The sequence below is a fragment of the Rhodococcus sp. NPDC127527 genome, from assembly GCF_042672245.1.
Taxonomy (GTDB): domain Bacteria; phylum Actinomycetota; class Actinomycetes; order Mycobacteriales; family Mycobacteriaceae; genus Rhodococcus_G.
Window position 1 is genome coordinate 428712 of record NZ_JBHXVP010000002.1, and the last position, 23171, is coordinate 451882.

Sequence of the window (23171 nt, forward strand, 5' to 3'; positions counted from 1 at the left end):
GCCGTCGGGCCCGGGTGCGGCGACGGGCTATCCTGGTCGGGTCATGACTTCGCCTCGCCCCCGCACTCCCGACCGCAGTGACTCCACGCGGTCCGCCCCGGTGTACCTCGATCACGCCGCGACCACGCCGATGCTGCCGGAGGCGGTCACCGCCATGGCGGAGGTGCTGTCGACGGTGGGTAATGCGTCGTCGCTGCACGGCTCCGGGCGGACGGCTCGGCGCCGGGTCGAGGAGTCCCGCGAGTCGATCGCGGCCGACCTCGGAGCCCGGCCGTCGGAGGTGCTGTTCACCTCCGGTGGGACCGAGTCCGACAACCTCGCCGTCAAGGGCATCTACTGGGCCCGGCGCGACGCCGACCCGCGCCGACGCCGGGTAGTCGCGAGCGCCGTCGAGCACCACGCCGTCCTCGACGCCGTCGAGTGGCTGGCCCTGCACGAGGGCGCCGAGGTGACCTGGCTGCCGGTGGACGCGCAGTGCCGCGTCGACCCCGCCGTCCTGCGTGCCGAGCTCGAACGCCACGGCGACGAGACCGCGCTGGTCACCGTGATGTGGGCCAACAACGAGGTCGGCTCGATCATGCCGATGGCGGAACTGGCTTCCGTCGCAGCCGAATTCGGCGTCCCGATGCACAGCGACGCGGTGCAGGCGGCCGCGCAGCTGCCGGTGGACTTCGCGGGCAGCGGGCTGTCCGCGCTGAGTGTGGCCGCGCACAAGTTCGGCGGTCCACAGGGCACCGGCGCGTTGCTGCTCGGACGGACCGTGCCGTGCGTTCCGCTGTTGCACGGGGGTGGCCACGAACGGGACCTGCGGGCCGGAACCCTGGACACCGCGGCGGTGGTGTCGATGGCGACTGCGCTGCGAAAGACCGTGACCGACTTGGATTTCCGGGCGGCAGAGCTGAGCCGGCTGCGCGACCGGCTGTGCGGAGGCGTGGTGTCGGTGATTCCCGACGCGGTGCTCAACGGACCGTCCGGGTCCGACCGACTGCCGGGCAACGCCCACTTCACTTTTCCCGGCTGCGAGGGCGATTCGCTGCTCATGCTGCTCGACGCGGCGGGGATCGAGTGCTCCACCGGGTCGGCGTGTACGGCCGGCGTGGCGAGCGCCAGCCACGTGCTGATCGCGATGGGTGTCGACTCGAGACTGGCCCGCGGCTCGCTGCGGTTCTCGCTCGGACACACCTCGACGGACGCCGACGTCGATGCGCTGATCGCGGCGCTGCCGCAGGTCGTGGACAGGGCGCGGGCCGCCGGACTTGCCGGCGCCGGATCACGGCGGTTCGAGAGCTCGGGAGGATCACGCTGATGCGAGTACTTGCGGCAATGAGTGGCGGAGTGGACTCCGCGGTCGCCGCGGCGCGCGCCGTCGAGGCCGGGCACGAGGTCGTCGGGGTGCACCTCGCGCTGTCCACCGCGCCCGGCACATTGCGCACCGGCTCGCGCGGCTGCTGCTCCAAGGAGGACGCAGGCGACGCCCGACGCGCCGCCGACGTCCTCGGGATCCCGTTCTACGTCTGGGATTTCGCCGACCGGTTCAAGGAAGACGTGATCGAGGACTTCATCGAGTCCTATGCCGCCGGCGAGACGCCGAACCCGTGCCTGCGTTGCAACGAGAAGATCAAGTTCGCCGCGCTGGCCGACCGCGCGCTCGCGCTCGGCTTCGACGCCGTCGCCACCGGGCACTACGCGCAGCTCGCCGACGGGGTGCTGCGCCGGGCGGTGGACGCGGACAAGGACCAGTCGTACGTGCTGGGCGTGCTCACCGCGGAGCAGTTGTCGCGGGCCATGTTCCCGGTCGGCGACACCCCGAAGCCGCAGATCCGCGCCGAGGCCGCGGAGCGCGGTCTCGCCGTCGCGGACAAGCCCGACAGCCACGACATCTGCTTCATCCCGTCCGGGGACACCCGGGCGTTCCTCGGCGCGAAGATCGGGATCCGGCCCGGCAAGGTCGTCGACGCCGACTCGGGCGAGGAACTCGCCGATCACGACGGCGTGCACGGTTTCACCATCGGGCAGCGCAAGGGGCTCGGGGTGGAGGGACCGGCGGCCGACGGAAAGCCGCGCTACGTCACCGAGATCGAGCCCGAGACCGGCACCGTGAAGGTCGGCTCGGCCGAACGGTTGCAGGTCTGGTCGATCACCGCGGACCGTGCGATCTGGACCTCCGGCGTCGCGCCGACGGGTCCGGTCGAGTGCGTGGTCCAGGTGCGTGCGCACGGAGGGCTCGCGGAGGCCGTGGTGACGGCGGTCGACGGCGGCCTGGACGTGCAGCTGCGCGAGCCGTTGACCGGTGTGGCGCGCGGTCAGGCAGTGGTGCTGTACCGGCCGGACCCGGCCGGCGACGTGGTCCTGGGCAGCGGCACCATCGCCGGCACCGGCTCGGGCCGGCGGTGACCGCTTCGTCGATTCCGGTCGGGGTCGCGACCGGGATCGGTTCGTGGCCGGGCACGGATCCCCGGGAGGCCGCGGCGGTCGCGGTCGGCGAGCTTGCTGCGTTGCCGCACCTGGTCGAGTTGCCCGCCCGCGGACTCGGGGCGGACCTGGTGGGCCGGGCCGCGGCGCTGCTGGTCGACCTGCCGCTCGACACCTCGACCACCGGCTACCGCGTCGCGCAGCGGCCCGGCAAGGTCACCCGCACGGCGCGGGACCTGCTCGCGCGGGACCTGGACGCGCTCGAGGAGGCGTGGGAGGTCGCCGGGCTGCGCGGCACCGACCAGCCGGTCAAGACGCAGTCGGTGGGTCCGCTGACCCTGGCCGCGCAGCTGGAACTGTTCGGCGGCCACCGAGCGTTGACCGATCCCGGCGCGGTCCGGGACCTCGCCGAGTCGCTGTCCGAGGGCGTACGCGCGCACGTCGCAGAACTCGGCCGCAGGCTCGGGTCGCCGGTGGTGGTGCAGTTCGACGAGCCGAGCCTGCCCGCGGTGCTGGACGGCTCGCTGTCGGGGGTGTCGATCCTGCAGGCGCCGCGCGCGATGCCCGAGCCGGAGGCGCTGGCGGTGCTGCAGTCGGTGGTCGCGCGGGTCGCCGGCCCGGTGCTCGTGCACTGCTGCGCCGCGGGCGCACCGCTGGACCTGTTGCGGCGCAGCGGTGCACAGATGATCGCGCTGGACGTGAGCCTGCTGCGTGCCGCTGACCTGGACGGGGTCGGCGAGGCGCTCGAGGCCGGTCTGTCGTTGGCGCTGGGGCTCGTTCCCACCGCCGCCCCCGACCGGGTGCCCGGCTGGCGCGAGCTCGCCGAACCGGCGGTCACCCTCGTCGATCGCCTCGGCTTTCCGCGTACCGTGCTCGCCGAGCGCGTCGTGGTCACGCCCCGGTGCGGTCTGGCCGGCGCGAGTGACGGGTGGGCCCGCGAGGCACTCCGTCGTTCGGCGGAGGTCGCGCGGGCCTTCGCGGAGGGCGCCGAGTTCGGTTGATCTGCAGTCCGATTCGGAAGAGTCGGGCTCGGTGATGTGCGGTCTCGACCTCGGGACGTCCTACGGCACGGCCCGTCGCATCAGGGTCGCGGTGTCGTCGCTGTAGGCCACCAGGGTGACGATCTCGACATCGGTGTCCGCGGTGGTGACCGCCTCGACGGCCAGTCGCACGGCGTCCTGCTTCGGCCATCCGTACGAGCCCGCGGAGATCAGCGGGAAGGCGATCGTGCGCGCGCCGAGCGAGTCCGCCAGCCTCAGGCTTCGTGTGTACGCCGCTCGCAGCAGGTCCGAGCGATCCTCGGTGCGCGACCAACGCGGGCCGACAGTGTGGATGAGCCACTGCGCGGGAAGATCTCCGGCCGTGGTCGCGACGGCCGCGCCCACGGTGAGACCGTCGGGAAGGGTGGTGGCCCGCAGCGTCTCGCATGCCTCGAGCACGGCCGGTCCGCCTGCACGGTGAATGGCGCCGTCCACCCCGCCGCCGCCGAGCAGCGAGGATCTGGCGGCGTTCACGACGGCGTCGACGTGCACCGTGGTGATGTCGCCGTGCACCACCCGGATCGTGAGCGGAGCCCTCGTGTCCGCCGACGTGGCCACCGGTCGGGTGGCGGCGCGCCAGAGCTCCTCCTTCGGACGCGACCAGGGCATCGCCTCGCGTACGCGACCGGGGTTGCGTCCCAACAGCATCGAGTACCGGGCGGCGACCGACGGGGTGCGGCTGTCGGCCTGGACGCAGTGCAGCAGGACCCGCTTACCCTCGCCGCGCAGCGCCAGCACGGTGCGGGCGGCGTCGTCCACGACGAAGTCGAGATTGGCGTTGTCCTCCCGGCCGTTGTCGATCAGCCGGAATTCGATGTGCTCGATGCCGACCGGTACCTGCCCGGTGCCCATCCGGCAGAGGCTGACCACCGCGTCGAACCCGCCGCGCTCGATCGCGTCCACGCCGCCGAGCAGGACGCCGGCGTCGTGCGGGTGGGTGGTCCGGTGCGTCGTGCCTCCGAAACGGGAGTAGTCGATGCGGGTCGCGGACGGCCACCCCTGCCGGTCGTCACCTCCGCGCAGGGCGGTCTTCATCGCGAGTCGCACCAGGTCCGGTGCGGTGTGTCCGGGCCACCCGTGCAGGATCCGGCGCCAGCGAGCGGGCACCGCGGAAGCCCCCCATCGGGCGCCGAGCAGTCCGCCGGCGATGGCGGCGGTCGTGTCGGTGTCGCCACCGGCCCGCACCGCGGCCTCGAGGGCCAACTGCAGGTGCCGGGCATCCGTGGAGTCCGTGGTGGTGATCGCCCACCACGCGGTCTGCAGGGCGTGGACGACCCACCCGTTCTTCGGGAAGTCCGCGGGCGAACCGCTCTCGGCCTGATCGAGCAGGGGCTGCCAGAAGTTCGCGACCTCCGGAGGAGCGGTCTTCAGGTACCCGTGGACCCCGTCGAAGGTGCCGTGCAGGACGGCGTGTCGGATGGCGTGGCTCCACAGCTGGCAGGCCTGTGCGGCGGTCGGGTCGTCGTGTGTGAGCGCACCGATCTGGAAAGCGGCTTCCAGGCAACCCTTCTCGTTGTCGAGGTAGGCAAGCGCAACGGGTGCGGTGCGCATCAGCGAGCCGTTGCCCGCCTTGCGTCCGGTCAGTGCCGCGGCCCGGGCCTGCATCGCGGCGGCGTCGGCGGGGCGGGCGGCGAGCACGGCACCGGTCTGGTTTCCGATGTCCTTGGGCTTCGAGTCGAACCAGCGGACGAACTGCGCAGCGACGGCATCGAGGCCCGCGTCGCGGCCGAGGTCGACGCCGGTGGCGGCGACCTCGGCGACCGCGATCGCCATCGCGGTGTCATCCGTCCACTCGCCAGGTGCCCACCGGAAGGGTCCGCCGCCGATCATCTCGATGGGCGTCTCGGCCGTGGGATGCGTGAATTCGTAGCCGGCCCCGAGCGCGTCACCCGCCGCTGTGGCGAGCAGGACACCCGCTGCGCGATCACTCTGCTGTGCATTCAACTTCACGACTGTGCTCCTTGGCGCGTTAGATCATTGCTGCGCTAAAGATAGCGCGCGATTGAGCTAATATGCAAGCGTGGCTGAATGGACTGATCCGAGTGGCTCACCGCTGACCGCATACCCCCGGCCCTCGGTAGCGGTGGACGTGGCGGTGCTGACCTGCAGTGGCGATGCCCTGCAGGTGGTGGTGGTCGAACACCGGCGTGGTCTGTCGGCCCTGCCCGGAACCTTCCTGCACCAGGGGGAGCGGCTGGCCGACGCCGCCGTGCGGGCCCTGCGGGACAAGGCGCACCTGACGGGCACGCGGTTTCGCCAACTCGCACTGTTCGACGACCCGGATCGCGACGACCGGGGCTGGGTGATCTCGATGGCGCACACCGCCGCGATGCCGTTTCGGGACCTGCCCGAGGATGCCCTGCTCGTCGACGTGCACGACGGGGAGGCGGCGGAAGGTCTCGCCTTCGACCACGCCGAGATGGTGCGGTTGGCGGTGGACGACCTCCGAGCCCGATATGCCGAGCGGGTGGATCCGGACCACCTGCTCGGCGAGTCGTTCACGGTGCTCCAACTGCGCAGACTCTACGAGGTGGTGTTCGGGTCGACGTTGCAGAAGGACTCGTTCCGCAGGCACGTCAGGGACGCCCTCGAGGCCACCGAGCGCAAGGAGACCGACGGGGCCGGCCGTCCCGCCGAGGTGTTCCGCAGGAAGGGGGACGGTCGGCTGTCCGCCAAGGCCGCGGCACTGTTCGCGAAGTAGCGGGCGATGCTCTCGACGGATTCGGTCGGTGGGCTGGGATAGCCTTTTTCGCGTGACCGAGAACGTGGCAGCGACGGCCGACGAACGCGACGAGTGGCAGCGACTCGCGGAGGAGGTGCGCGAGCATCAGTTCCGCTACTACGTCCGCGACGCACCGATCGTCTCCGACGGCGAGTTCGATGCGCTGCTGGGCCGGTTGATCGCGCTCGAGGAATCGCATCCCGATCTGCGCACGCCGGACTCCCCGACCCAGCTGGTCGGTGGCGGCTTCGCGACCGAGTTCACCGCGGTCGACCACCTCGAGCGAATGCTGAGTCTGGACAACGTCTTCGACGAGGACGAATTGCGCGCCTGGATCGCCAAGGTCGAGGCCGAGGTCGACGGTCGCTCCGCCGGCTCCGATCCAGGGGCCGGCCCCGACCTGCACTACCTGTGCGAGGTCAAGATCGACGGTGTCGCGCTGAACCTGGTGTACGAGAACGGCAGGCTGGTCCGCGGTGCCACTCGGGGTGACGGCCGCACGGGCGAGGACGTCACGCTCAACGCCCGCACCATCGACGAGATCCCGCACGTGCTGACGCCGAGCGACGAGTTCCCGATCCCGACGCTGCTCGAGGTACGCGGCGAGGTGTTCTTCCGACTCGAGGACTTCGAGGCGCTCAACGCCTCCCTCGTCGCAGAGGGCAAGGCGCCGTTCGCGAATCCCCGGAACTCGGCGGCGGGCTCGCTGCGACAGAAGAATCCCGCGGTCACCGCCAAGCGCCGGCTCGGGATGATCTGCCACGGCCTCGGCCGGATCGAGGGTTTCGATCCGGTGAGCCAGCACGATGCCTACACCGCGCTGGCGGCCTGGGGGTTGCCGGTCTCCACCCACACTGCCCGGGTCCACGGCGCCGACGCGGTGGTCGAGAAGGTCGCCTACTGGGGTGAGCACCGGCACGACGTGGAGCACGAGATCGACGGCCTGGTCGTCAAGGTCGACGAGATGGCACTGCACCGCCGTCTCGGCGCGACCTCGCGGGCGCCGCGCTGGGCGATCGCGTACAAGTACCCGCCGGAGGAGGCGACCACCCGTCTGCTCGACATCCGGGTCAGCGTCGGTCGAACCGGCCGGGTCACCCCGTTCGCGTACATGGAGCCGGTGACCGTGGCCGGATCCACGGTCTCGCTCGCGACCCTGCACAACGGGTCCGAGGTCAAACGTAAGGGCGTGTTGATCGGCGACATGGTCACCATCCGCAAGGCGGGCGAGGTGATCCCGGAGGTGCTCGGGCCGGTGGTGGACGTGCGCACCGGCGACGAACGTGAGTTCGTGATGCCGACGCACTGCCCGGAGTGCGGCACGGCGCTGGCGCCGGCGAAGGAGGGCGACGCCGACATCCGGTGTCCCAACCAGCGGTCCTGCCCGGCCCAGCTGCGCGAGCGGGTCTTCCACGTCTCGGGTCGTGGCGCGTTCGACATCGAGGTGCTCGGTTACGAGGCGGCCACGGAACTGCTCAGGGCCGGGGTGATCGTCGACGAGGGCGACCTGTTCTCGCTCACCGCCGACGACCTGATGAAGACCGCCCTGTTCACCACCAAGGCCGGCGCGCTCTCGGCGAACGGGCGACGACTGCTGGACAACCTGGACTCGGCCAAGCAGAAGCCGCTCTGGCGCGTGCTGGTGGCGCTGTCCATCCGGCACGTCGGGCCCACCGCGGCCCGGGCACTGGCCTCGGAGTTCGGCAGCCTGGAGCGGATTGAGGACGCGTCGGTGGAGGAACTCGCGGCGGTCGACGGCGTCGGCGGCACCATCGCCGCCGCGGTCGTCGAGTGGTTCGCGGTGGACTGGCATCGGGAGATCGTCGAGAAGTGGCGCGACGCAGGTGTTTCCATGGAAGACGCCCGCGACGAGTCGGTCGAGAGGAACCTCGAGGGTCTGTCCATCGTGGTGACGGGGTCGCTGGTCGGGTTCACCCGGGACGGGGCCAAGGAGGCGATCCTGATCCGTGGCGGCAAGGCCGCGAGTTCGGTGTCCAAGAAGACCGCCTTCGTGGTGGTGGGGGAGGCGCCCGGGTCGAAGGCCGACAAGGCCGAGCAACTCGGGGTGCCGATCCTCGACGAGGACGGTTTCCGGGCGCTGCTCGAGGATGGCCCGGATGCCGTGGCGCCGACCGCCGAGGACGCCGACGGCGAGACCGAGGCCTGACGCGCGTCCGTCGAAAGGGGTGGCCGGTTCGGTGATTCGTACGCCGTACTCGCGATGGTCCGGCATTGGAGTATCCGACCACTCGTCGCGAGCGAGGCTCGTCGGCCGATGCTGGATCCATGAGAGCGGACGACGAACGTGAGGCGGCGATGAATCGGCTGCCCACGCCGTACTCGACGGCCCTGCGGCTGCGGGAGGCGGGACTGCCGGACGAGTTCATTGCGGACGCGGTCGGAATCGAACCGGAGGGGGTCGGCCTCCTACTCAGGGTGGGGGCGGAGAAACTCGCGACGGCGTTGCGCCGGCCCGCTGTTTCGTCACTGGATTGACGCACGCCGTACGCCGTAGTATTCGAACATGATCGGCGGATGGCCGCTGACGGGACGGGTCGAGGAACTTCGGTTGACGACCGAGGCGATCGGTGGATCCGCAGACCGCGCCGGGATCGTTCTCGCCGGCGCGGCCGGAGTCGGCAAGACCAGACTGGCGACCGAGGCTCTCACGTGGGCGCGGGCACACGGATTCAGGACTCGATGGGTCGTGGCGACGGCATCGGCACGGGCCCTGCCGCTCGGACCGTTCTCCGACCTGCCCGGCGGGCTCGGGCCGGATCCCACGGGGCGGGTGCAACGAGTGATCGAGTCCCTCGCCGACGGCGGCCGAGGGCAGCGGCGTGTGCTCGGTGTCGACGACGCACACCTGCTCGACGACATGTCGGCGTTCGTGGTGCAGCAGTTGGTGATGCGACGCAAGGCCACCGTGGTCGTGACGGTTCGCAGCGGTGCGCCGGCCCCGGACGCGGTGACTGCGCTGTGGAAGGACCGGCATCTCGAGCGACTCGAGCTGCAGGCACTCTCGTTGGAGGAGACCCACGGACTGCTGGAAGCTGCTCTGTCCGGTCAGGTCGATTCGGACAGCGCGCGCCGGCTGTGGGAGCTGACCCGGGGAAACATCCTCTTCCTGAGCCAGTTGGTCGCCGACGAGGTGTCCGCCGATCGGATGAAACAGTGTGCCCAAGTGTGGATCTGGGAGGGGAATCCCGTCGTCTCGCCCAGCCTGAGCGAACTCGTCGACGCGCGGATGGGGCGGCTCTCGGGGTCGGTAGGGGACGTGGTCGACTGTCTGTCGGTATGTGAGCCGCTCGAAGTGGAAGTGTTGAGCCGCTTGACCGATCCGACCGCAGTCGAACAGGCGGAGGAACAGTCGTTGGTCACCGTCGAGCACGACGGGGCGGAGCGGCGGGTTCGGTTGGCGCATCCGTTGTTCGGCGAGGTACGCCGGTCGCGCTCGAGTGACATGCGGCTGTGCCGGCTCCGGGGACGGGTGGCGCACCAGCTCGCGAGCGCCGGTGACCGCGACTCGCGTGCGGTGCTGCGACGCGCAGTCCTGGCACTGGATTCGGACGAGGCGCCGGACCCGGATCTGCTCGTCGACGGTTCTCGCGCCGCGATGCAGTTCTACGATCCCACCCTTGCCGGCACATTGGCCACCGCGGCGTCCGCCGCAGGCGGCGGCGTGGCCGCGCGACTGGCACACGCGATGACACTGGTTCTGCTCGGCCGCGCCGGCGATGCGGAAGCCGTTCTCGCCCGGTTGGACTCGGACGCACCCGTCGGCCCGGACGGGGTCCGCGTGACGGCGTTGCGCGCGTCGAACCTGGTGTGGATGCTCGGCGAGCCGGAACGTGCGGTGCGGGTACTTGATTCGGGCGAACGGCGCGCGGGCCGCCGTGGTGCCGATGCGGCATGTCGCGCCGCCCGCGCTTCGGTCCATGCCGTACAGGGGCGGTTCGAGGCGGCCGCGGCCGAGGCCGCGTCGGCACTGACATCGTCCGAGCTGTCCGGCTTTCACGCGATCATGGCTGTCGGTGTACAGGTGCTGGCGCTAGGCGGGCTGGGCCGCGTGGACGAGGTACGGGCGGTCGCGGACCGTGGGTACGAGGTCGCGGACGGGTCGTCCGAAGCCTCCCCGCGCCGATTCTGGCTCGGGGCGCTGGAGGCGCGGGCCTTCCGCGTCGGCGGGCTCCTGGACGCCTCCATGGCCCTCGCGCGGCGGTTGCGTTGCGATTCGGCGGGGGCGCCGGGGCTCGCGCAAGCCATGACGGCGCTCCTCGTCGGCCACGCAGAGCTCGGACTGGGCCGTCTCGACGCCGCCGTCCGATGGCTTCGGGAGGCGTTGGCCGGAGCCGAGACGTACGACACCTCGACGGGATTGCGTCCGGCCTCGCTGATGTGGTTGACCGAGGCGTTGGGCATGGCCGGAGACAAAGCCGCCGCCGCTACGACCTTGGCAGAGCTGGACAGCGCCCGGCATTCGAGCTTCACGTTCATGGATTCGGGGGCCTCGTTGGCCCGCGCATGGGCGTCGGCGGCCGAGGGCGCGACCAGCTCCGCGATCGAGACCGCCCGGGCGGCGGGGGATCGCGCCGCCGCCCGCGGCCACCGGGGCTACGAGGTCGCGTGCCTGCAGGCGGCAACCCAGTTCGGTGACTCCTCGACGGCTCCCCGCCTCGCGGAACTCGCGCGCGCCGTGCAGGGCCCCCGCGTTCAGGCCGCCAGCGCTCACGCGGCGGCGCTCGCAGCGGCGGCCGGTCCAGCGCTCGAGGTCGCCTCGCGCCGGTACGAGGCGTTCGGAGATCGGCTCGCTGCCGCCGATGCCGCGGCACAGGCGAGCATCGAGTTCCGCCGGTCGGACCGGCGGGGATCGGCGTTGACCGCCGCGGCCACCGCGCGGCGACTGGCAGTCGCCTGTGAGGGCGCGGACACCCCTGCCCTGCGTGCGGCGACGCAGCCGGTCACGCTGACCGGCAGGCAGCTCGAGATCGCGTCGCTGGCGGCCGACGGTTTGTCGAACCGACAGATCGCCGACCGACTGGTTGTGTCGGTGCGGACCGTCGAGGGGCACATCTACCGAGTCCTGCGGCTGACCGGCGTCGACACCAGGGACGAGCTGAAATCGGTGCTCCGCGGCCGGACTTGACCCGTCAGCCGTGGGGGGAGTCCTCGGGATGCAGAGCCTTCGGCAGGAAGGCCGCGCCCGGTCCGTAGCTGGCGGCGGCGTCACCGGGATTCGAGAGCGCGCAGGTCGCGAGCGAGAGACACCCGCAGCCGATGCACGAGTCGAGACCGTCGCGCAACGCCACCAGCGCCTCGATCTGCTCGTCGAGCCGGGTGCGCCAGTGCCGTGAGACCCGTGTCCAGTCCGCCCGGGTGGGGGTGCGTCCGCCGGGCAGGTCGGCGAGGACCTCGCTGATCTCGTCGAGGCGCAGTCCGATGCTGCGCGCGGCCCGGATGAAGGCGATCCGTCGCAGCACGCTGCGCTGGTACCGGCGTTGATTGCCCGACGTGCGGGTCGACTCGATCAGGCCCTCGCTCTCGTAGTAGCGCAGTGCCGAGGCGGCGAGTCCGCTGCGCCGAGTCACCTCGCCGACCGTCAGCAGGTCCGTGGTCCGCACGCCGCCTCCCTTGACATCAAGTGAACTTCAACTTCCAGGATGGACTCAGGAGCCGTTGACGGCAAGGAGCTCTCATGGACACAACTCGAACGGCACTGGTGACCGGGGGATCGGCAGGACTGGGCCGTGCGCTCGCCCGCGGGCTCGCCGACCGCGGCTGGGAGGTGGTCGTCACCGGGCGGGTCGAGGCGCGACTGAGGACCGTCGCGGCCGGATCGCCTGCGTTGACGCCCGTCGTCGGCGACGTGACCGACGCGCGGCACCGCGCCGCGCTCGTGGCCGAGGTGACGCGCCGGGGTCGACTCGACCTGCTGGTCAACAACGCGAGCGCACTCGGACCCAGTCCGATGCCCGCGCTGCGCGACTACCCGGAGCCGGCGCTCGCGGAGGTGTTCGCCACCGACGTGCTGGCCCCGCTCGCACTCACCGCCGCCCTGCTGCCGTGGGTTCGCGCGGCGGGTGGCGCCGTGGTGAACATCACCTCGGACGCGGCGTCCGAGGCCTACCCGGGCTGGGGTGGCTACGGCGCGGCGAAGGCCGCACTCGACCACGCGAGCGCGGTCCTCGCGGTGGAGGAACCCGACCTCGCGGTGTATGCCTTCGACCCCGGCGACATGCGCACCGCCATGCACCAGGCCGCGTTCCCCGGGGAGGACATCTCCGACCGGCCGGAGCCCGAGAGGGTGGTGCCTGTGCTGCTCCGACTGCTCGACGAACGGCCGCCGAGCGGACGGTACCGGGCGGTCGACCTCGCGGCGGTGCGGTCGGCCGACGCGGTGGGGGCAGGGCAATGACCACCGCCGACCGGACGTCCGAATCCTGGACCCGGTTCGAGTTGTCGCACCGGCAGGAGGCCGACGGGCCGCCGGAGGCCAGGGGCCTGGCGCGAGACGGCGTCCGGTTGCTCGTATCCGATCGAGAGAAGCTCGAACACAGCGTCTTTCGTGACCTGCCGAGGTTCCTGCGCGCCGGCGACCTCCTGGTGGTGAACACCTCTGCGACCCTGCCCGCGGCGGTGGATGCCGAGATCGACGGCGCGGGCCCGGTGGTGGTGCACTTCTCCACCCCGCTGGGCCCCAGTCCGTGGGGCGGCCAGGACTGGGCGGTCGAGGTTCGCGGGCCCGGTCCGGTCACCGGGCCGCTGTCCTGGATCGGCGTGGGGTCGCGGATCCGACTGCCGCGCAACGTATTCGTGATGCTCTTGGAGCCGTGGCCGTCCGGGTCGCGGCGGCTGTGGCGGGCGCGGGTGGAAGGGGTGGCGGACGTGGAGTCGGATCTGCTCGCCGCGGCGGGCAGGCCCATCACCTATGCCTACGTGAGCGGGCGGTGGCCGCTGTCGTACTACCAGACCGTGTTCGGGCGAGTGCCAGGCAGTGCGGAAATGCCCAGTGCGGGAAGACCGTTCACGGACCGATTGGTCACCGAGCTGGTGACCGGGTCGGTGTCGCTGGCACCCGTCCTCCTGCACACCGCGGTCTCCTCCCCGGAGGCGGGCGAGCCGCCGATGCCGGAGCGGTACGCCGTGTCCGCGCACACCGCCCGAGTCGTCAACGAGACCCGCGCCGCCGGCGGTCGGGTGATCGCCGTGGGGACCACGGTGACGAGGGCGCTGGAGGCCTCGGCCACCGCGGACGGGCGAGCCGTCGCGGATGCCGGATGGACCGATCTGGTGCTCGGTCCAGGGCGCCCGGCCAGGGTGGTCGACGGGTTGGTTACGGGATGGCATGCGCCCGGCGCATCGCACCTGATGCTGCTCGAAGCCGTGGTGGGGGCGGCGGTCGTGCGACGGGCCTACGAGGCCGCGCTAACTCACGGCTACCTCTGGCACGAGTTTGGGGACAGCGCGTTGTTGCTGCGATAGTGACCCCATGATCACGATTCGCCCCGTCGACCCCGCTGACTTCGACGCCGTCGCGCACCTCACGGTGGACACCTACGTGGGTGGCGGATTCGTCTCCGAGTCCAGCAACTACGTCGCCCGACTGCGGGACACTGCTGGCCGAGCGGACCAGGCCGAGGTCGTGGTCGCGGAACTGAACGGCGAGGTCGTCGGATCGGTCACCATCGCCGAGCCGGGAACGCCGTTCGCGGACGTCGCCGGGACCGGCGAACTCGAGTTCCGCATGCTCGCCGTCTCACCCGCGGCGAGGGGCAAGGGCGCGGGTTCGGCCCTGGTGCGGCACGTCCTCGACGAGGCCTACGACCGTGGTCTGCACGCGGTCGTCATCTCGACCGAGCCGGAGATGGTCGACGCCCGACGCATCTACGACCGCTACGAGTTCGTCCCCTCGCCCGACCGGGACTGGGAGCCGATGCCGGGCACGCCGCTCACCGTGCTGGTCCGCGAGATCGCGTAGACCCGAGCCCTCCTCGTCGGCGTCAGCCCAGCACCGTCGCGACGATGCCGGCGAGGTAGCCGAGCCGGGCGATCTCGGACGGCCGGAACTCCGGACCACCCGGCCTGCCCAGCAGCAGCGCACGTCCGGAGTGCCCCAGCGGGGCGGCCGCGAGCGTCGTGTTCATGTCCTTCCAGAACTGGGGGACCCAGTCGGCCTCGCCGTCGAGGGCGGTCGGCTTCTGCAGCGGCATCCACGGCACGTCGCCGGCCTGGGTCTCGGGGGCGCCCGCGCTGCCGACCACCCGGAAGGCGCCGTGCGGGCCGATACCCACCACGGTGGTCCACCCGACCCGCAGTACCCGGGCGGCGCCGTCCACGAGCACCTGCAGTCGGTCGTCGCGCGCGCTGGCGACGTGGTCGATGAGTTCGAGTTCGCGGTGCGCGTCGAGGAGCCCCGAATAGGGGCGGATCGAGTCGACGTGCACGCCGTTCAACTGTTCGGCCGCGGTGATGAGGGTGTCCGGGAGGGACCCCTGCGCGACGTCGACGACGAGGTCGTCCACGGCGATGCCCGCGCCGCGCTCGACCACGTCCAGGGAGAGGATGTCCGCGCCGACCGAACCCAACGCGACCGCCAGGGAACCCAGGCTGCCGGGTCGGTCGGGGAGCTGGACACGCAGTAGATAGGACACACCGATTCCTTCGTCGCGCAGGTCGACGGAGGTCGTCGTTGCCCCCGTAGGACTCATCCTTTCACCATCGATCGCCTGTGGTGGTCAGCAATGGGGCGCCACCACAGTGGGTCCGCCGGAACCCGCAGCTCGCTCCCGAATGGTGATCTCCCCGACACGTGGCCGCCGCGGAATGGAAATGCGGGCCGCGCTCGACGGCGCTGCCCGCAGCGGGATCGGCCGCAGCCGATAGGCTGACGGGCGATCGCTGTCCGTTGACCTGAAAGGGGCCCACGCGGTGCCTGCCATCTCCCGTGACGAGGTCGCCCACCTCGCCCGGCTGTCCCGGCTCGCGCTGACCGACGCCGAACTCGACGAGTTCGCCGGTCAGCTCGACTCGATCCTCAGCCACGTCAAGACCGTCGCGGAGGTCGCCGCGGACGACGTGCCCCCCACCGCGAACCCCAGCGCCCTCAACAACGTCACCCGGCCGGACGTGATCGCGCCCGGGCTGACGCCCGAGCAGGCGCTCTCCGGTGCGCCCGCCGTCGAGCAGGACCGTTTCGCCGTGCCGCAGATCCTGGGAGAAGAGCAGTGACCGCCGACCTCACCGCGCTCGACGCGTCCGTTCTCGCGACCCGGATCCACGCCAGGGAGGTGTCCTCGGTCGAGGTGACCCAGGCGCACCTGGACCGGATCGTCGCCGTGGACGGCGAGCTCAACGCCTTCCTGCACGTGGCGGGGGAGCAGGCGCTCGCCGCCGCGAAGGACGTCGACGACTCGCTCGCGGCCGGCAACGCCCCGGCGTCCGCGCTTGCGGGCGTGCCGCTGGCGCTCAAGGACGTGTTCACCACCACCGACATGCCGACCACCTGCGGCTCGAAGATCCTCGAGGGCTGGGTCGCGCCCTACGACGCGACCCTGACCGCCCGGCTGCGCGAGGCCGGCATCCCGGTGCTGGGCAAGACCAACATGGACGAGTTCGCGATGGGCTCGTCCACCGAGAACTCCGCCTACGGGCCGACCCGCAACCCCTGGGACACCACCCGGATCCCCGGCGGCTCGGGTGGTGGCTCGGCGGCGGCGCTGGCATCCAACCAGGCCCCGCTGGCGATCGGCACCGACACCGGCGGTTCGATCCGTCAGCCCGCGGCCGTCACCGCGACCGTCGGCACCAAGCCGACCTACGGGACGGTCTCGCGGTTCGGTCTCGTCGCCTGTGCCTCCTCCCTGGACCAGGGCGGTCCCTGCGGTCGCACGGTGCTCGACACCGCGCTGCTGCACGAGGTGATCGCCGGCTACGACCCGCGCGATTCCACCTCGATCAACGCGCCGGTCCGTCCGGTGGTCGAGGCGGCCCGTCAGGGCGCGACCGGTGACCTGAAGGGCGTGCGCGTCGGCGTGGTCAAGGAGCTGCACTCGGACAGCTACCAGCCCGGCGTGATCTCCTCGTTCGATGCGGCGGTCGCACAGCTCACCGCGCTCGGCGCCGAGGTGGTCGAGGTGTCCTGCCCGAGCTTCGAGTACGCCCTCGCCGCCTACTACCTGATCCTGCCGAGCGAGGTGTCCTCGAACCTGGCCCGCTTCGACGCGATGCGCTACGGCCTGCGCGTCGACGACGGCAACATGAGCGCAGACCAGGTGATGGCCGCGACGCGCGCCGCCGGATTCGGCAAAGAGGTCAAGCGCCGCATCATGATCGGCACCTACGCGCTCTCGTCGGGCTACTACGACGCGTACTACGGTTCGGCGCTCAAGGTCCGCACCCTGATCGCGCGCGACTTCGACAGGGCCTACGAGCAGGCCGACGTGCTGGTCTCGCCGACCAGCCCGTTCACCCCGTGGAAGCTGGGCGAGAAGGTCGACGACCCGCTCGCGATGTACCTGTCCGACCTGTGCACCCTGCCGACGAACCTGGCCGGGCACTGCGCGATGTCGGTGCCGTCCGGGTTGTCCGCGGACGACGGGCTGCCGGTCGGCCTGCAGATCATGGCGCCGGCGATGGCCGACGAGAGGCTGTACCGGGTCGGTGCGGCGTACGAGGCCGCCCGCGGCCCGATCACGCGCTGACGCGCCCGTGCGTGAATTTCACCCGGACCGGGGTGAAATTCACGCACAGGCGGCGCGGCCGCGTCACGGCCAGCTGAACGCCGGGTCCGACTCGTAGTCGGCGCGGCGGGCGGCCAGCGCCATGGCCACCATCTCGTGCGCGCCCGTGCCGATGATCTGCCGGATCGGCGGATTCGGATTGTCGACCAGCGCGAGGAGGGCGGCCGCGGCCTCCTCCGGCGGCGCGTCCACCCACTCGGCCTCGGCCGAATCGTCCACGTCGGGCACGGCAGCGTTCGGGTCCGGATAGTCCGAGACGCCGAGCATCGTTCGGCGGGTCTCGTCGTAGGCGCCGTTCGCGGCGGCGAACCGCATGCTCGACCCCGCCCACTCGGTGGCGAACCCGCCGAGCTGGGCCATCGTCACGAACACCCCGAACGGCCGCAATTCCTCGGCCGCCGCCGCACTGAATCCCTCCAACGCCCATTTGCTCGCGTTGTACAGCCCGAAGAGGGGCAACGCGCCGACGGCGCCGACGCTCGACACCTGCACGATGCGCCCGGACCGCTGGGCCCGTAGGTACGGGATCGCGGCCTGCGTAACCCACATTGCCCCGAAGAAGTTCGTGTCCATCTGCGCGCGGGCCTGTTCCTCGGAGAACTCCTCGACGGCACCGACGAGCCCGTAGCCCGCATTGTTGACCACCACGTCGACGCGGCCGAATCGGGTGTGCGCCTCGGCGAGCGCCCGCGCCGCCGCCGCGCGGTCGGTGACGTCGAGGGTGATCGCCGCGGCGGACTCGGGGTGGGAGGCGGCGAGGTCCGCGAGACCCGAGACGTCCCGTGCGGTCGCGGCGACCCGGTCGCCGGCGTCCAGGGCGGCGGCCGCGAAGGCCCGGCCCAGCCCGCGGCTGGCCCCCGTGATGAACCAGGTCCTCGGTTCGGCAGTGGTCATGGATCCCCCTCGTGGTCGAGTGCTTCAACGAGACGTTGCGTCTCGTTAAAGACTGTGGCAGTGCGCCTCGGGTCTGTCAAGACGGAACGTCTCGTCTTGGTTTGGTACGGTGTGGGCATGTCGGCCGAACAGGAGCCCGCCCGCGCCCGGCGGAGCGAACGCGCGCGCTCGGCGATCCTGGCCGCCACCGCGGAGCTGGTGTCCGAGGTCCCGTATCCGCGACTGACGATCGAGGCGATCGCGGCGCGCGCGGGGGTGGGGAAGCAGACCATCTACCGATGGTGGCCGAGCCGGGGTTCGGTGGTGTTCGACGCGATACTCGAGCTCTCGGGTGGTCCCGAGGGCGGCGGACTGCCCGATACCGGCGACATCGTGGCCGATCTGCGGCTGTTCCTCCGGTCCACTGCGACCGAGATGGCGGAGCCGAGGTTCGACGCGTTCCTCCGGGCGCTGTACGTGGAGATCCAGCAGGACCCGGCGCTCGCGGAGAGCTATCGCACCCAACTCCTCGAGCCGCAGCGGCAGGTCGTCCGCGACCGCCTGCAGCGGGGCGTCGAGGCGGGTCAGCTGCGCGACGACGTCGATCTCGAGCTGGCGGTGGACCTGCTGGTGGGGCCGATGCAGATGCGCTGGTCTCTCGGAATGGGCGGACTCACCCAGGCATACGCGGACTCGCTGCTCGACCTGGCGCTCGCCGCACTGGTCACCCGGTGAACCACCGACGACGCCGGGTGACGGCGAATTCGGCCTTCTCCCTGGCGAGTTCGGTCGACGGCCCGTACAACGGCGCCACCGGTGCCGGCCCGGACAGGAAGTCGGCGTCCACCTTGCCGACCAGCCCGCCGCCGAACTCGATGTAGCACGAGCCCCGGCCGAGATACTTCCCGGGCGGGGGAGTGCCGCGCAGTCGCGCGACGATGCCCTCCGCGACCGTCCTGGCGGCGTTCTCGGCGAACACCCCGGCCCGGGGAACGGGGGCGTCCGCGCAGTCGCCGACGGCGAACACGCCCGGGTACGGCGTGGCGAGGGTGGCTGGATCCACGTGGATCCAGCCGTCCGCACCGCCCTCGGTGAGGCCCGACGCCTGGACGACCTCGGGCACCCGGTGCCGCGGGATACCGATGAACAGGTCGTAGTCGAGTTCGCCGTTCCCGGTGCTCGCCACGTGCCGGACCGGGTCGAGGGAGTGGACGCGTTGTCCCGGCGTGTATCCGATGTCGCGGTCGCTCAGCGCCGCGACCAGGGCGGCCGAGGTCTCGGCGGACACCGGGATCGGGGCGGGCATGGGGGAGACGAGGTGGATGCGGGTGTTCGCGCGCACGCCCCGTCGGGTCAGCGAGTCGTGCAGCAGCAGGGCGCCCTCGTACGGGGCGGGCGGACACTTGAACGGCACGCTGAGAATCCCGATCAGTACGGTGCCACCGGTGAAGCCGTCGAGGCGGTCCCGCAGTCGGCAGGTGCCCTCGATCGAGTAGTACTCCTGGCCGTCCTCGACGAACCCCGGGGTCGCGGCGGAGTCGTACTCGGCGCCGAGCGCGACCACGAGGGTGTCGGGCTGGTACTCCGACCGGTCGGTGACGACGCGGCGGGTTCGGGGGTCGATCGAGGTGACTCGTTCCTGGCGGAACTCCACGCCGGGCCGGCTCATCTCCGCGTAGGGGATCCGGACGGACTCCGGCGTGCGGTCCCGGAACAGGACGTCGATCTTGGAGAAGCCGAAGGTGAACGAGTCGTTCTGGTCGATCAGGACCACTCGGGCCACGTCGGCGACCGATTCGGACAGGCATGCGGCCAGCTCCAGCCCGCCGAAACCGGCACCGAGGACCACCACGGTGTGCATGCGTCCAGTGTCCTCGCCTGCCCCGGCAGGCGGAAGGGTCTCAGCCGCGGGACTGTGGCGCGCAGTCGGGCAGCGCGGTGCCCTGATCGGTGCCGTACCGGTGCCCGTGCCCGGCGGGGGCGTCCAGCGCGCCGAGCAGGTCGACGGTGGTCTGCACGAAACTGACCACCGGCAGCCAACCCGGGCTCGGTGCGTCCGGCCTGGCCCCGTCCAGTCGCGGCGGGAGCAGGAGCAGCCGCGGCGACCAGCGCACGACGGGGTCGGAGGCGTTGGCCAGGACGGTGGCACCCGCGGTGTGCACGGTTCCGGCCGGTGGCCCGGCGAAGAGCGCGCCGCACACCGCCCCGGCATCGCCGTCGGCCAAGGCGGCGCCGGCGCCGACCGAACCGAGGCTCTGCCCGTAGAGGTACACGTGCGGGCGACGATCGGGGGGTAGGAGCGAGACGCGTTGCTTCACCGCTGAATACAGTGCCCGAGCGGATTCCTGCGCGCCGTCGCGGTCGAAGACGAAGGTGGCCCAGCTCGGTGCCGTCGAGTACTGCACCGCGACCTCGGCGACGTCCCCGCCGAAGCGCTCCTCGATGCCGGCGACGGCGTTGGCGTCGATCCACCCCGACCCCGTCGGCACCGCGATGACGACGTTCGATCGCGTCAGCCCGCCCGTCCGGTCGAGCTCGCGAATTGCCAGGCGGACTCGGGAATCGAGGTCGGGGGCCGTGTCCACGCCGACGTAGGTCCGCACCACCCCGGCGACGACCGGCGCCGAGACGAACCTGCGGCCCTCGGCGCCGAGGGTGTCCCAGGGTGTCGCCGAGGCGGCACTGCCCGAGATCGAGGGCGAAGTAGGTTGCGGCAGGGCGTGGTCCACGATCGAGTTGGCCGTCGCGTTCAATCGGGCGAACCCGTTCCACGCCGCCGGTCCGGCCCAGAACACGATCGCCGCCCCGACCGCGACCAGTCCCGCGACCGAACGCGCGAGGCCGAGCCTGCGCCCGGCCGCCCGAACCGCTCTGCCCATGGTGACCAGCAGGGCGCACACCGCCGCGCCGCCGGCGAGGACCGCGAGCCAGTGCCCGGGCCCGACCGCCGGTGCCCCCATGGCCGCGCGCAGCCCGTTCTGCCAACGGTCCGCGAGCACGATCGCCCCGCCGAGCACCGCCGCACCGATCAGCGCGGCGAGTGGCCGCGCCGGCCCGCCCGCGGCGGGCCGCGGGTGGCGCCGGGACACCTGGCGCCACAGGACGGCCAGCCCCCAGCCGAGAGCCGTCAGCCCGCCGGTGAGCAGCGCCTGCGTCGTCACGCCGCGGGGCAGCAGCGACGGTGCGACCGAGACCACCGCGCCGGCGGTGAGCGCGACCGTGGTGGACACCCGCGGTGCGGCGAGTGCCAGGCCGGATGCCCGGCCGGTCAGGGCCTGATCGAATGCCGTTGTGTGCGAGTCGAAGATCATGCCGGCACCGCCGTCCCGGCCGGCGCGGCAACGGGTCCCTGCCGGCGCCGGGACACGAAGGCGGCACCACCGAGCAGCAGAAGGCCGGCCCCGCCGGCGAGCGCGTACGCACCGATCGGTTCGGGCCGCGGAGCGTCGTAGCCCTGCCGCCACGAGTTCGAGTTCACCGCGGTGACAGCGACATTGGCCATCAGGTAGCACGATGTCCGGGACTCGTCGTTCGGTCGCGCGGCGCACGCGGCGTGCATGCGCTCGTCGAGCTGCCGGTCCAGACTCTGGCGAGCCCACGGCCCGAGCGGTGCGCCGGTGACGTCCGCGTACCTCAACAGGTCGTAGCCGAGGTCGTGGCCCTTGCAGGCGGTGTCGAACTCGGCGGGGAGGGGGACCGGTGAGGAGCAGTCGCCGTTCGGGTTGACGAGCATCCCGTCGAGTTGCACCGGCCGGTAGCCCATCACGGCGTCGAAGTCGGCGGGGATCGTGGCGGCGGCGCTCACGGGGTCGGTGGCGGTGACCGTCTCGATCGCCCGCGCGGCCGAGGCTCGGGCCTGTTGTGCGGCGGTGTCGAGCGCGGGGCGGGCCGTGGCGCCGGCGGGGTGCGGCGCGAGCGCGGCGGTGAGGGCGATGGCGCCGCCGACGGTGAGCACTGTCCAGGTGGTTTTCCGCATGTCTTCGACGCTATGAATCGCCTGCACACGGGCACATCACCCTGCGGCGCGGTAGTCGGGTCCCACCCGGGAGGCGGCGTCGGGTGGGTCTCGTACCTGGGTGCCACTGCGCATCTCACCCTGAGGTATGAGGACATTTCGGTCCGGGATTCCTAGTGTTTTCGGTGTGAGTAAGAAGAACAAGGTGCTCGACAGGGCCGCCCGCGACGCCGCCGCGTCGGTAGCGCCGAAACTGAGGCGCCTGACCACCGGTCAGCGGCTGGATCTCCTCGTGATCTTCGTCAGCCTCGTCCTGTATGCGATCGCGTGGCCGACACTGCAGGTCACGCATCACGTCCCGGCCGGGGTGCAACCGGTGATCGCCGGCCTCGCCGCCTTGCCCCTGTTGCTGATCCGAGCGAATCCCGCTCTCGGGTGGGCGATTTCGGCGGGGGGCGCACTGGTGATCCCGATCGTGTACGAGCGCGCCGCGGACTACGACTTCCCGTGGCAGGTCGTGCACGTGATGGTGATCATGGCGTTGCTGCTCGCCGTGAGCATGCGTTCGCCTCTCCCCGTCGTCGCGGTCGCGTGGATGTCGACCGCGCTGCTGTTCCTCGCCGACGCCCCGGGCCAGGACGGGCGCGGCTGGGCGTTCGGACTGACCGTCCTGGTCCTGTTCGGACTGCTGATCCGCTGGCTCGTGCTCTCCCGGCGCCAGCTCGCCCAGCAGGAGGAGGTCAACGAGGTCGAGCGCGCCCGGCGCGCGATCCTCGAGGAGAAGGCGCGCATCGCCCGAGACCTGCACGACGTGGTCGCCCACCACATGTCGCTGGTGGTGGTGCAGGCGCAGAGTGCGCCCTACCGGATCGACGGCGTGTCTCCGGAGGCGAAGGCGGAGTTCGAGTCGATCGGCGCCACGGCCCGCGAGGCGCTCAACGAGATCCGCGGCATGCTCGGCGTGCTCCGCAGCGACGGGCAGCTCGCCGAGAACGCTCCCGTCCCGGGCATCGGCCGCATCGACGAACTGATCGAGGGCGGCCGGCGGGCCGGGATGACGGTGTCGATCGAGCGGTCCGGGCTGCCGACCGGGATGACCGACACCGCCGGACTCGCGATCTACCGGATCCTGCAGGAGTCGCTGTCGAACGCGGCTCGGCACGCACCCGGCGCGGCGGTGCGGGTCATGCTGACGGGGGAGGACGCGTCGACCGTGTTGACCGTGACCAACGACTGCCCGCCGAGCGTGGCTGCACCAGCGACGGGCCGCTCCGGAGGTCACGGCATCATCGGTATGCAGGACCGGGCGCTGTCGGTCGGCGGCACTCTGACCGCGATCACCACCCCGGACGGTGGATTCGAGGTCCGGGCCCGGATCCCCGCGGCACCGGCGGGATTCGAGGCGAACACCGCACCGGCATAGGGTGGCC

At 71.6% G+C, this 23171-nt stretch carries 21 protein-coding genes; 14 read left to right on the plus strand and 7 right to left on the minus strand.

The features are described from left to right. Positions 1–43: 43 nt before the first annotated feature. The 3 genes from ACFVH2_RS04990 to ACFVH2_RS05000 are packed head-to-tail and all read left to right on the plus strand — an operon-like array spanning position 44 to position 3413. A complete protein-coding gene (locus ACFVH2_RS04990) occupies positions 44–1306 on the plus strand; it encodes a cysteine desulfurase family protein (protein ID WP_378422869.1) in 1263 nt (420 codons plus the stop codon). Next, entirely contained in the window at positions 1306–2394 is a 1089-nt protein-coding gene (gene mnmA, locus ACFVH2_RS04995; protein ID WP_378422871.1) for a tRNA 2-thiouridine(34) synthase MnmA, read from the plus strand. The genes ACFVH2_RS04990 and mnmA overlap by 1 nt, the downstream gene beginning before the upstream one ends. Beyond that, positions 2391–3413 carry a methionine synthase gene (locus tag ACFVH2_RS05000; protein WP_378422873.1) on the plus strand — a complete coding sequence of 341 codons (1023 nt, stop codon included), beginning with the start codon at positions 2391–2393 and terminating at the stop codon, positions 3411–3413. The genes mnmA and ACFVH2_RS05000 overlap by 4 nt, the downstream gene beginning before the upstream one ends. A gap of 60 nt (positions 3414–3473) precedes the next feature. Here ACFVH2_RS05000 and ACFVH2_RS05005 read toward each other — a convergent pair whose 3' ends face one another. After that, complete coding sequence (locus tag ACFVH2_RS05005) at positions 3474–5402, minus strand: O-acetyl-ADP-ribose deacetylase (protein ID WP_378422875.1); 1929 nt, start codon at positions 5400–5402, stop codon at positions 3474–3476. Between the two features lie 70 nt (positions 5403–5472). Here ACFVH2_RS05005 and ACFVH2_RS05010 point away from each other — a divergent pair, with 70 nt between their 5' ends. The 4 genes from ACFVH2_RS05010 to ACFVH2_RS05025 all read left to right on the plus strand — a co-directional run bounded on the left by ACFVH2_RS05010 (position 5473) and on the right by ACFVH2_RS05025 (position 11320). Next, complete coding sequence (locus tag ACFVH2_RS05010; RefSeq protein ID WP_378422877.1) at positions 5473–6153, plus strand: NUDIX domain-containing protein; 681 nt, start codon at positions 5473–5475, stop codon at positions 6151–6153. Positions 6154–6205: 52 nt separating this feature from the next. Continuing rightward, positions 6206–8341: an NAD-dependent DNA ligase LigA gene (gene ligA / locus ACFVH2_RS05015; RefSeq protein WP_378422879.1), complete on the plus strand. Its 2136-nt coding sequence runs from the start codon at positions 6206–6208 to the stop codon at positions 8339–8341. A 119-nt stretch (positions 8342–8460) separates the two neighbouring features. Beyond that, complete coding sequence (locus ACFVH2_RS05020) at positions 8461–8670, plus strand: hypothetical protein (protein WP_378422881.1); 210 nt, start codon at positions 8461–8463, stop codon at positions 8668–8670. Between the two features lie 28 nt (positions 8671–8698). Next, entirely contained in the window at positions 8699–11320 is a 2622-nt protein-coding gene (locus tag ACFVH2_RS05025; protein ID WP_378422883.1) for a LuxR C-terminal-related transcriptional regulator, read from the plus strand. Between the two features lie 4 nt (positions 11321–11324). On the opposite strand, the gene soxR is transcribed toward ACFVH2_RS05025, so the two are convergent. After that, positions 11325–11795 (minus strand): redox-sensitive transcriptional activator SoxR, encoded by a 471-nt coding sequence (gene soxR / locus ACFVH2_RS05030; protein ID WP_378422885.1) that lies wholly within the window; start codon positions 11793–11795, stop codon positions 11325–11327. A gap of 74 nt (positions 11796–11869) precedes the next feature. Between soxR and ACFVH2_RS05035 the strand changes: the two genes are divergently transcribed. From ACFVH2_RS05035 to ACFVH2_RS05045, 3 genes are read left to right on the plus strand one after another with little or no spacing between them, the layout of a single operon-like run. Continuing rightward, complete coding sequence (locus tag ACFVH2_RS05035; protein WP_378422887.1) at positions 11870–12589, plus strand: SDR family NAD(P)-dependent oxidoreductase; 720 nt, start codon at positions 11870–11872, stop codon at positions 12587–12589. Next, complete coding sequence (locus ACFVH2_RS05040) at positions 12586–13656, plus strand: S-adenosylmethionine:tRNA ribosyltransferase-isomerase (protein ID WP_378422889.1); 1071 nt, start codon at positions 12586–12588, stop codon at positions 13654–13656. The genes ACFVH2_RS05035 and ACFVH2_RS05040 overlap by 4 nt, the downstream gene beginning before the upstream one ends. 7 nt (positions 13657–13663) lie before the next feature. Beyond that, positions 13664–14152, plus strand: coding sequence for a GNAT family N-acetyltransferase (locus ACFVH2_RS05045; RefSeq protein WP_378422891.1), 489 nt, complete (start codon positions 13664–13666; stop codon positions 14150–14152). 22 nt (positions 14153–14174) lie between these two features. Here the strand turns inward: ACFVH2_RS05045 and ACFVH2_RS05050 are convergent, their stop codons facing one another. Next, complete coding sequence (locus ACFVH2_RS05050) at positions 14175–14825, minus strand: amino acid-binding protein (RefSeq protein WP_378423180.1); 651 nt, start codon at positions 14823–14825, stop codon at positions 14175–14177. A gap of 277 nt (positions 14826–15102) precedes the next feature. Between ACFVH2_RS05050 and gatC the strand changes: the two genes are divergently transcribed. After that, positions 15103–15402, plus strand: coding sequence for an Asp-tRNA(Asn)/Glu-tRNA(Gln) amidotransferase subunit GatC (gatC, locus tag ACFVH2_RS05055; RefSeq protein ID WP_378422893.1), 300 nt, complete (start codon positions 15103–15105; stop codon positions 15400–15402). Next, on the plus strand, positions 15399–16874 hold the full coding sequence (gatA, locus tag ACFVH2_RS05060; RefSeq protein WP_378422895.1) for an Asp-tRNA(Asn)/Glu-tRNA(Gln) amidotransferase subunit GatA: 1476 nt from the start codon (positions 15399–15401) through the stop codon (positions 16872–16874). Before gatC ends, gatA begins: the two co-directional genes overlap by 4 nt. Positions 16875–16937: 63 nt before the next feature. Here the strand turns inward: gatA and ACFVH2_RS05065 are convergent, their stop codons facing one another. Further along, positions 16938–17807, minus strand: a complete 870-nt coding sequence (locus ACFVH2_RS05065; protein WP_378422897.1) for an SDR family NAD(P)-dependent oxidoreductase — start codon at positions 17805–17807, stop codon at positions 16938–16940. Positions 17808–17924: 117 nt separating this feature from the next. Here ACFVH2_RS05065 and ACFVH2_RS05070 point away from each other — a divergent pair, with 117 nt between their 5' ends. Continuing rightward, positions 17925–18521, plus strand: a complete 597-nt coding sequence (locus tag ACFVH2_RS05070) for a TetR/AcrR family transcriptional regulator (protein WP_378422899.1) — start codon at positions 17925–17927, stop codon at positions 18519–18521. On the opposite strand, the gene ACFVH2_RS05075 is transcribed toward ACFVH2_RS05070, so the two are convergent. From ACFVH2_RS05075 to ACFVH2_RS05085, 3 genes are read right to left on the minus strand one after another with little or no spacing between them, the layout of a single operon-like run. Further along, positions 18511–19647 (minus strand): NAD(P)/FAD-dependent oxidoreductase, encoded by a 1137-nt coding sequence (locus ACFVH2_RS05075; RefSeq protein WP_378422901.1) that lies wholly within the window; start codon positions 19645–19647, stop codon positions 18511–18513. The two genes, ACFVH2_RS05070 and ACFVH2_RS05075, sit on opposite strands and share 11 nt — an antisense overlap. A gap of 40 nt (positions 19648–19687) precedes the next feature. Further along, on the minus strand, positions 19688–21097 hold the full coding sequence (locus tag ACFVH2_RS05080; protein WP_378422903.1) for an alpha/beta-hydrolase family protein: 1410 nt from the start codon (positions 21095–21097) through the stop codon (positions 19688–19690). Beyond that, entirely contained in the window at positions 21094–21762 is a 669-nt protein-coding gene (locus tag ACFVH2_RS05085) for a hypothetical protein (RefSeq protein ID WP_378422905.1), read from the minus strand. Before ACFVH2_RS05085 ends, ACFVH2_RS05080 begins: the two co-directional genes overlap by 4 nt. A gap of 259 nt (positions 21763–22021) precedes the next feature. On the opposite strand from ACFVH2_RS05085, the gene ACFVH2_RS05090 reads away from it, so the two are divergent. Then, positions 22022–23164, plus strand: a complete 1143-nt coding sequence (locus ACFVH2_RS05090; protein ID WP_378423182.1) for a sensor histidine kinase — start codon at positions 22022–22024, stop codon at positions 23162–23164. Positions 23165–23171 lie beyond the last annotated feature (7 nt).

Bases quoted from the DNA above. Each gene is read 5' to 3' on its own strand.
- ACFVH2_RS05085 (WP_378422905.1), bottom strand. From the start codon at position 21,762: ATGCGGAAAACCACCTGGACAGTGCTCACCGTCGGCGGCGCCATCGCC.
- mnmA (WP_378422871.1), top strand. From the start codon at position 1,306: ATGCGAGTACTTGCGGCAATGAGTGGCGGAGTGGACTCCGCGGTCGCC.
- ACFVH2_RS05065 (WP_378422897.1), bottom strand. From the start codon at position 17,807: ATGACCACTGCCGAACCGAGGACCTGGTTCATCACGGGGGCCAGCCGC.
- ACFVH2_RS04990 (WP_378422869.1), top strand. From the start codon at position 44: ATGACTTCGCCTCGCCCCCGCACTCCCGACCGCAGTGACTCCACGCGG.
- ACFVH2_RS05025 (WP_378422883.1), top strand. From the start codon at position 8,699: ATGATCGGCGGATGGCCGCTGACGGGACGGGTCGAGGAACTTCGGTTG.
- ACFVH2_RS05070 (WP_378422899.1), top strand. From the start codon at position 17,925: ATGTCGGCCGAACAGGAGCCCGCCCGCGCCCGGCGGAGCGAACGCGCG.
- ACFVH2_RS05040 (WP_378422889.1), top strand. From the start codon at position 12,586: ATGACCACCGCCGACCGGACGTCCGAATCCTGGACCCGGTTCGAGTTG.
- ACFVH2_RS05035 (WP_378422887.1), top strand. From the start codon at position 11,870: ATGGACACAACTCGAACGGCACTGGTGACCGGGGGATCGGCAGGACTG.
- ACFVH2_RS05080 (WP_378422903.1), bottom strand. From the start codon at position 21,097: ATGATCTTCGACTCGCACACAACGGCATTCGATCAGGCCCTGACCGGC.
- ACFVH2_RS05045 (WP_378422891.1), top strand. From the start codon at position 13,664: ATGATCACGATTCGCCCCGTCGACCCCGCTGACTTCGACGCCGTCGCG.
- ACFVH2_RS05075 (WP_378422901.1), bottom strand. From the start codon at position 19,647: ATGCACACCGTGGTGGTCCTCGGTGCCGGTTTCGGCGGGCTGGAGCTG.
- ACFVH2_RS05020 (WP_378422881.1), top strand. From the start codon at position 8,461: ATGAGAGCGGACGACGAACGTGAGGCGGCGATGAATCGGCTGCCCACG.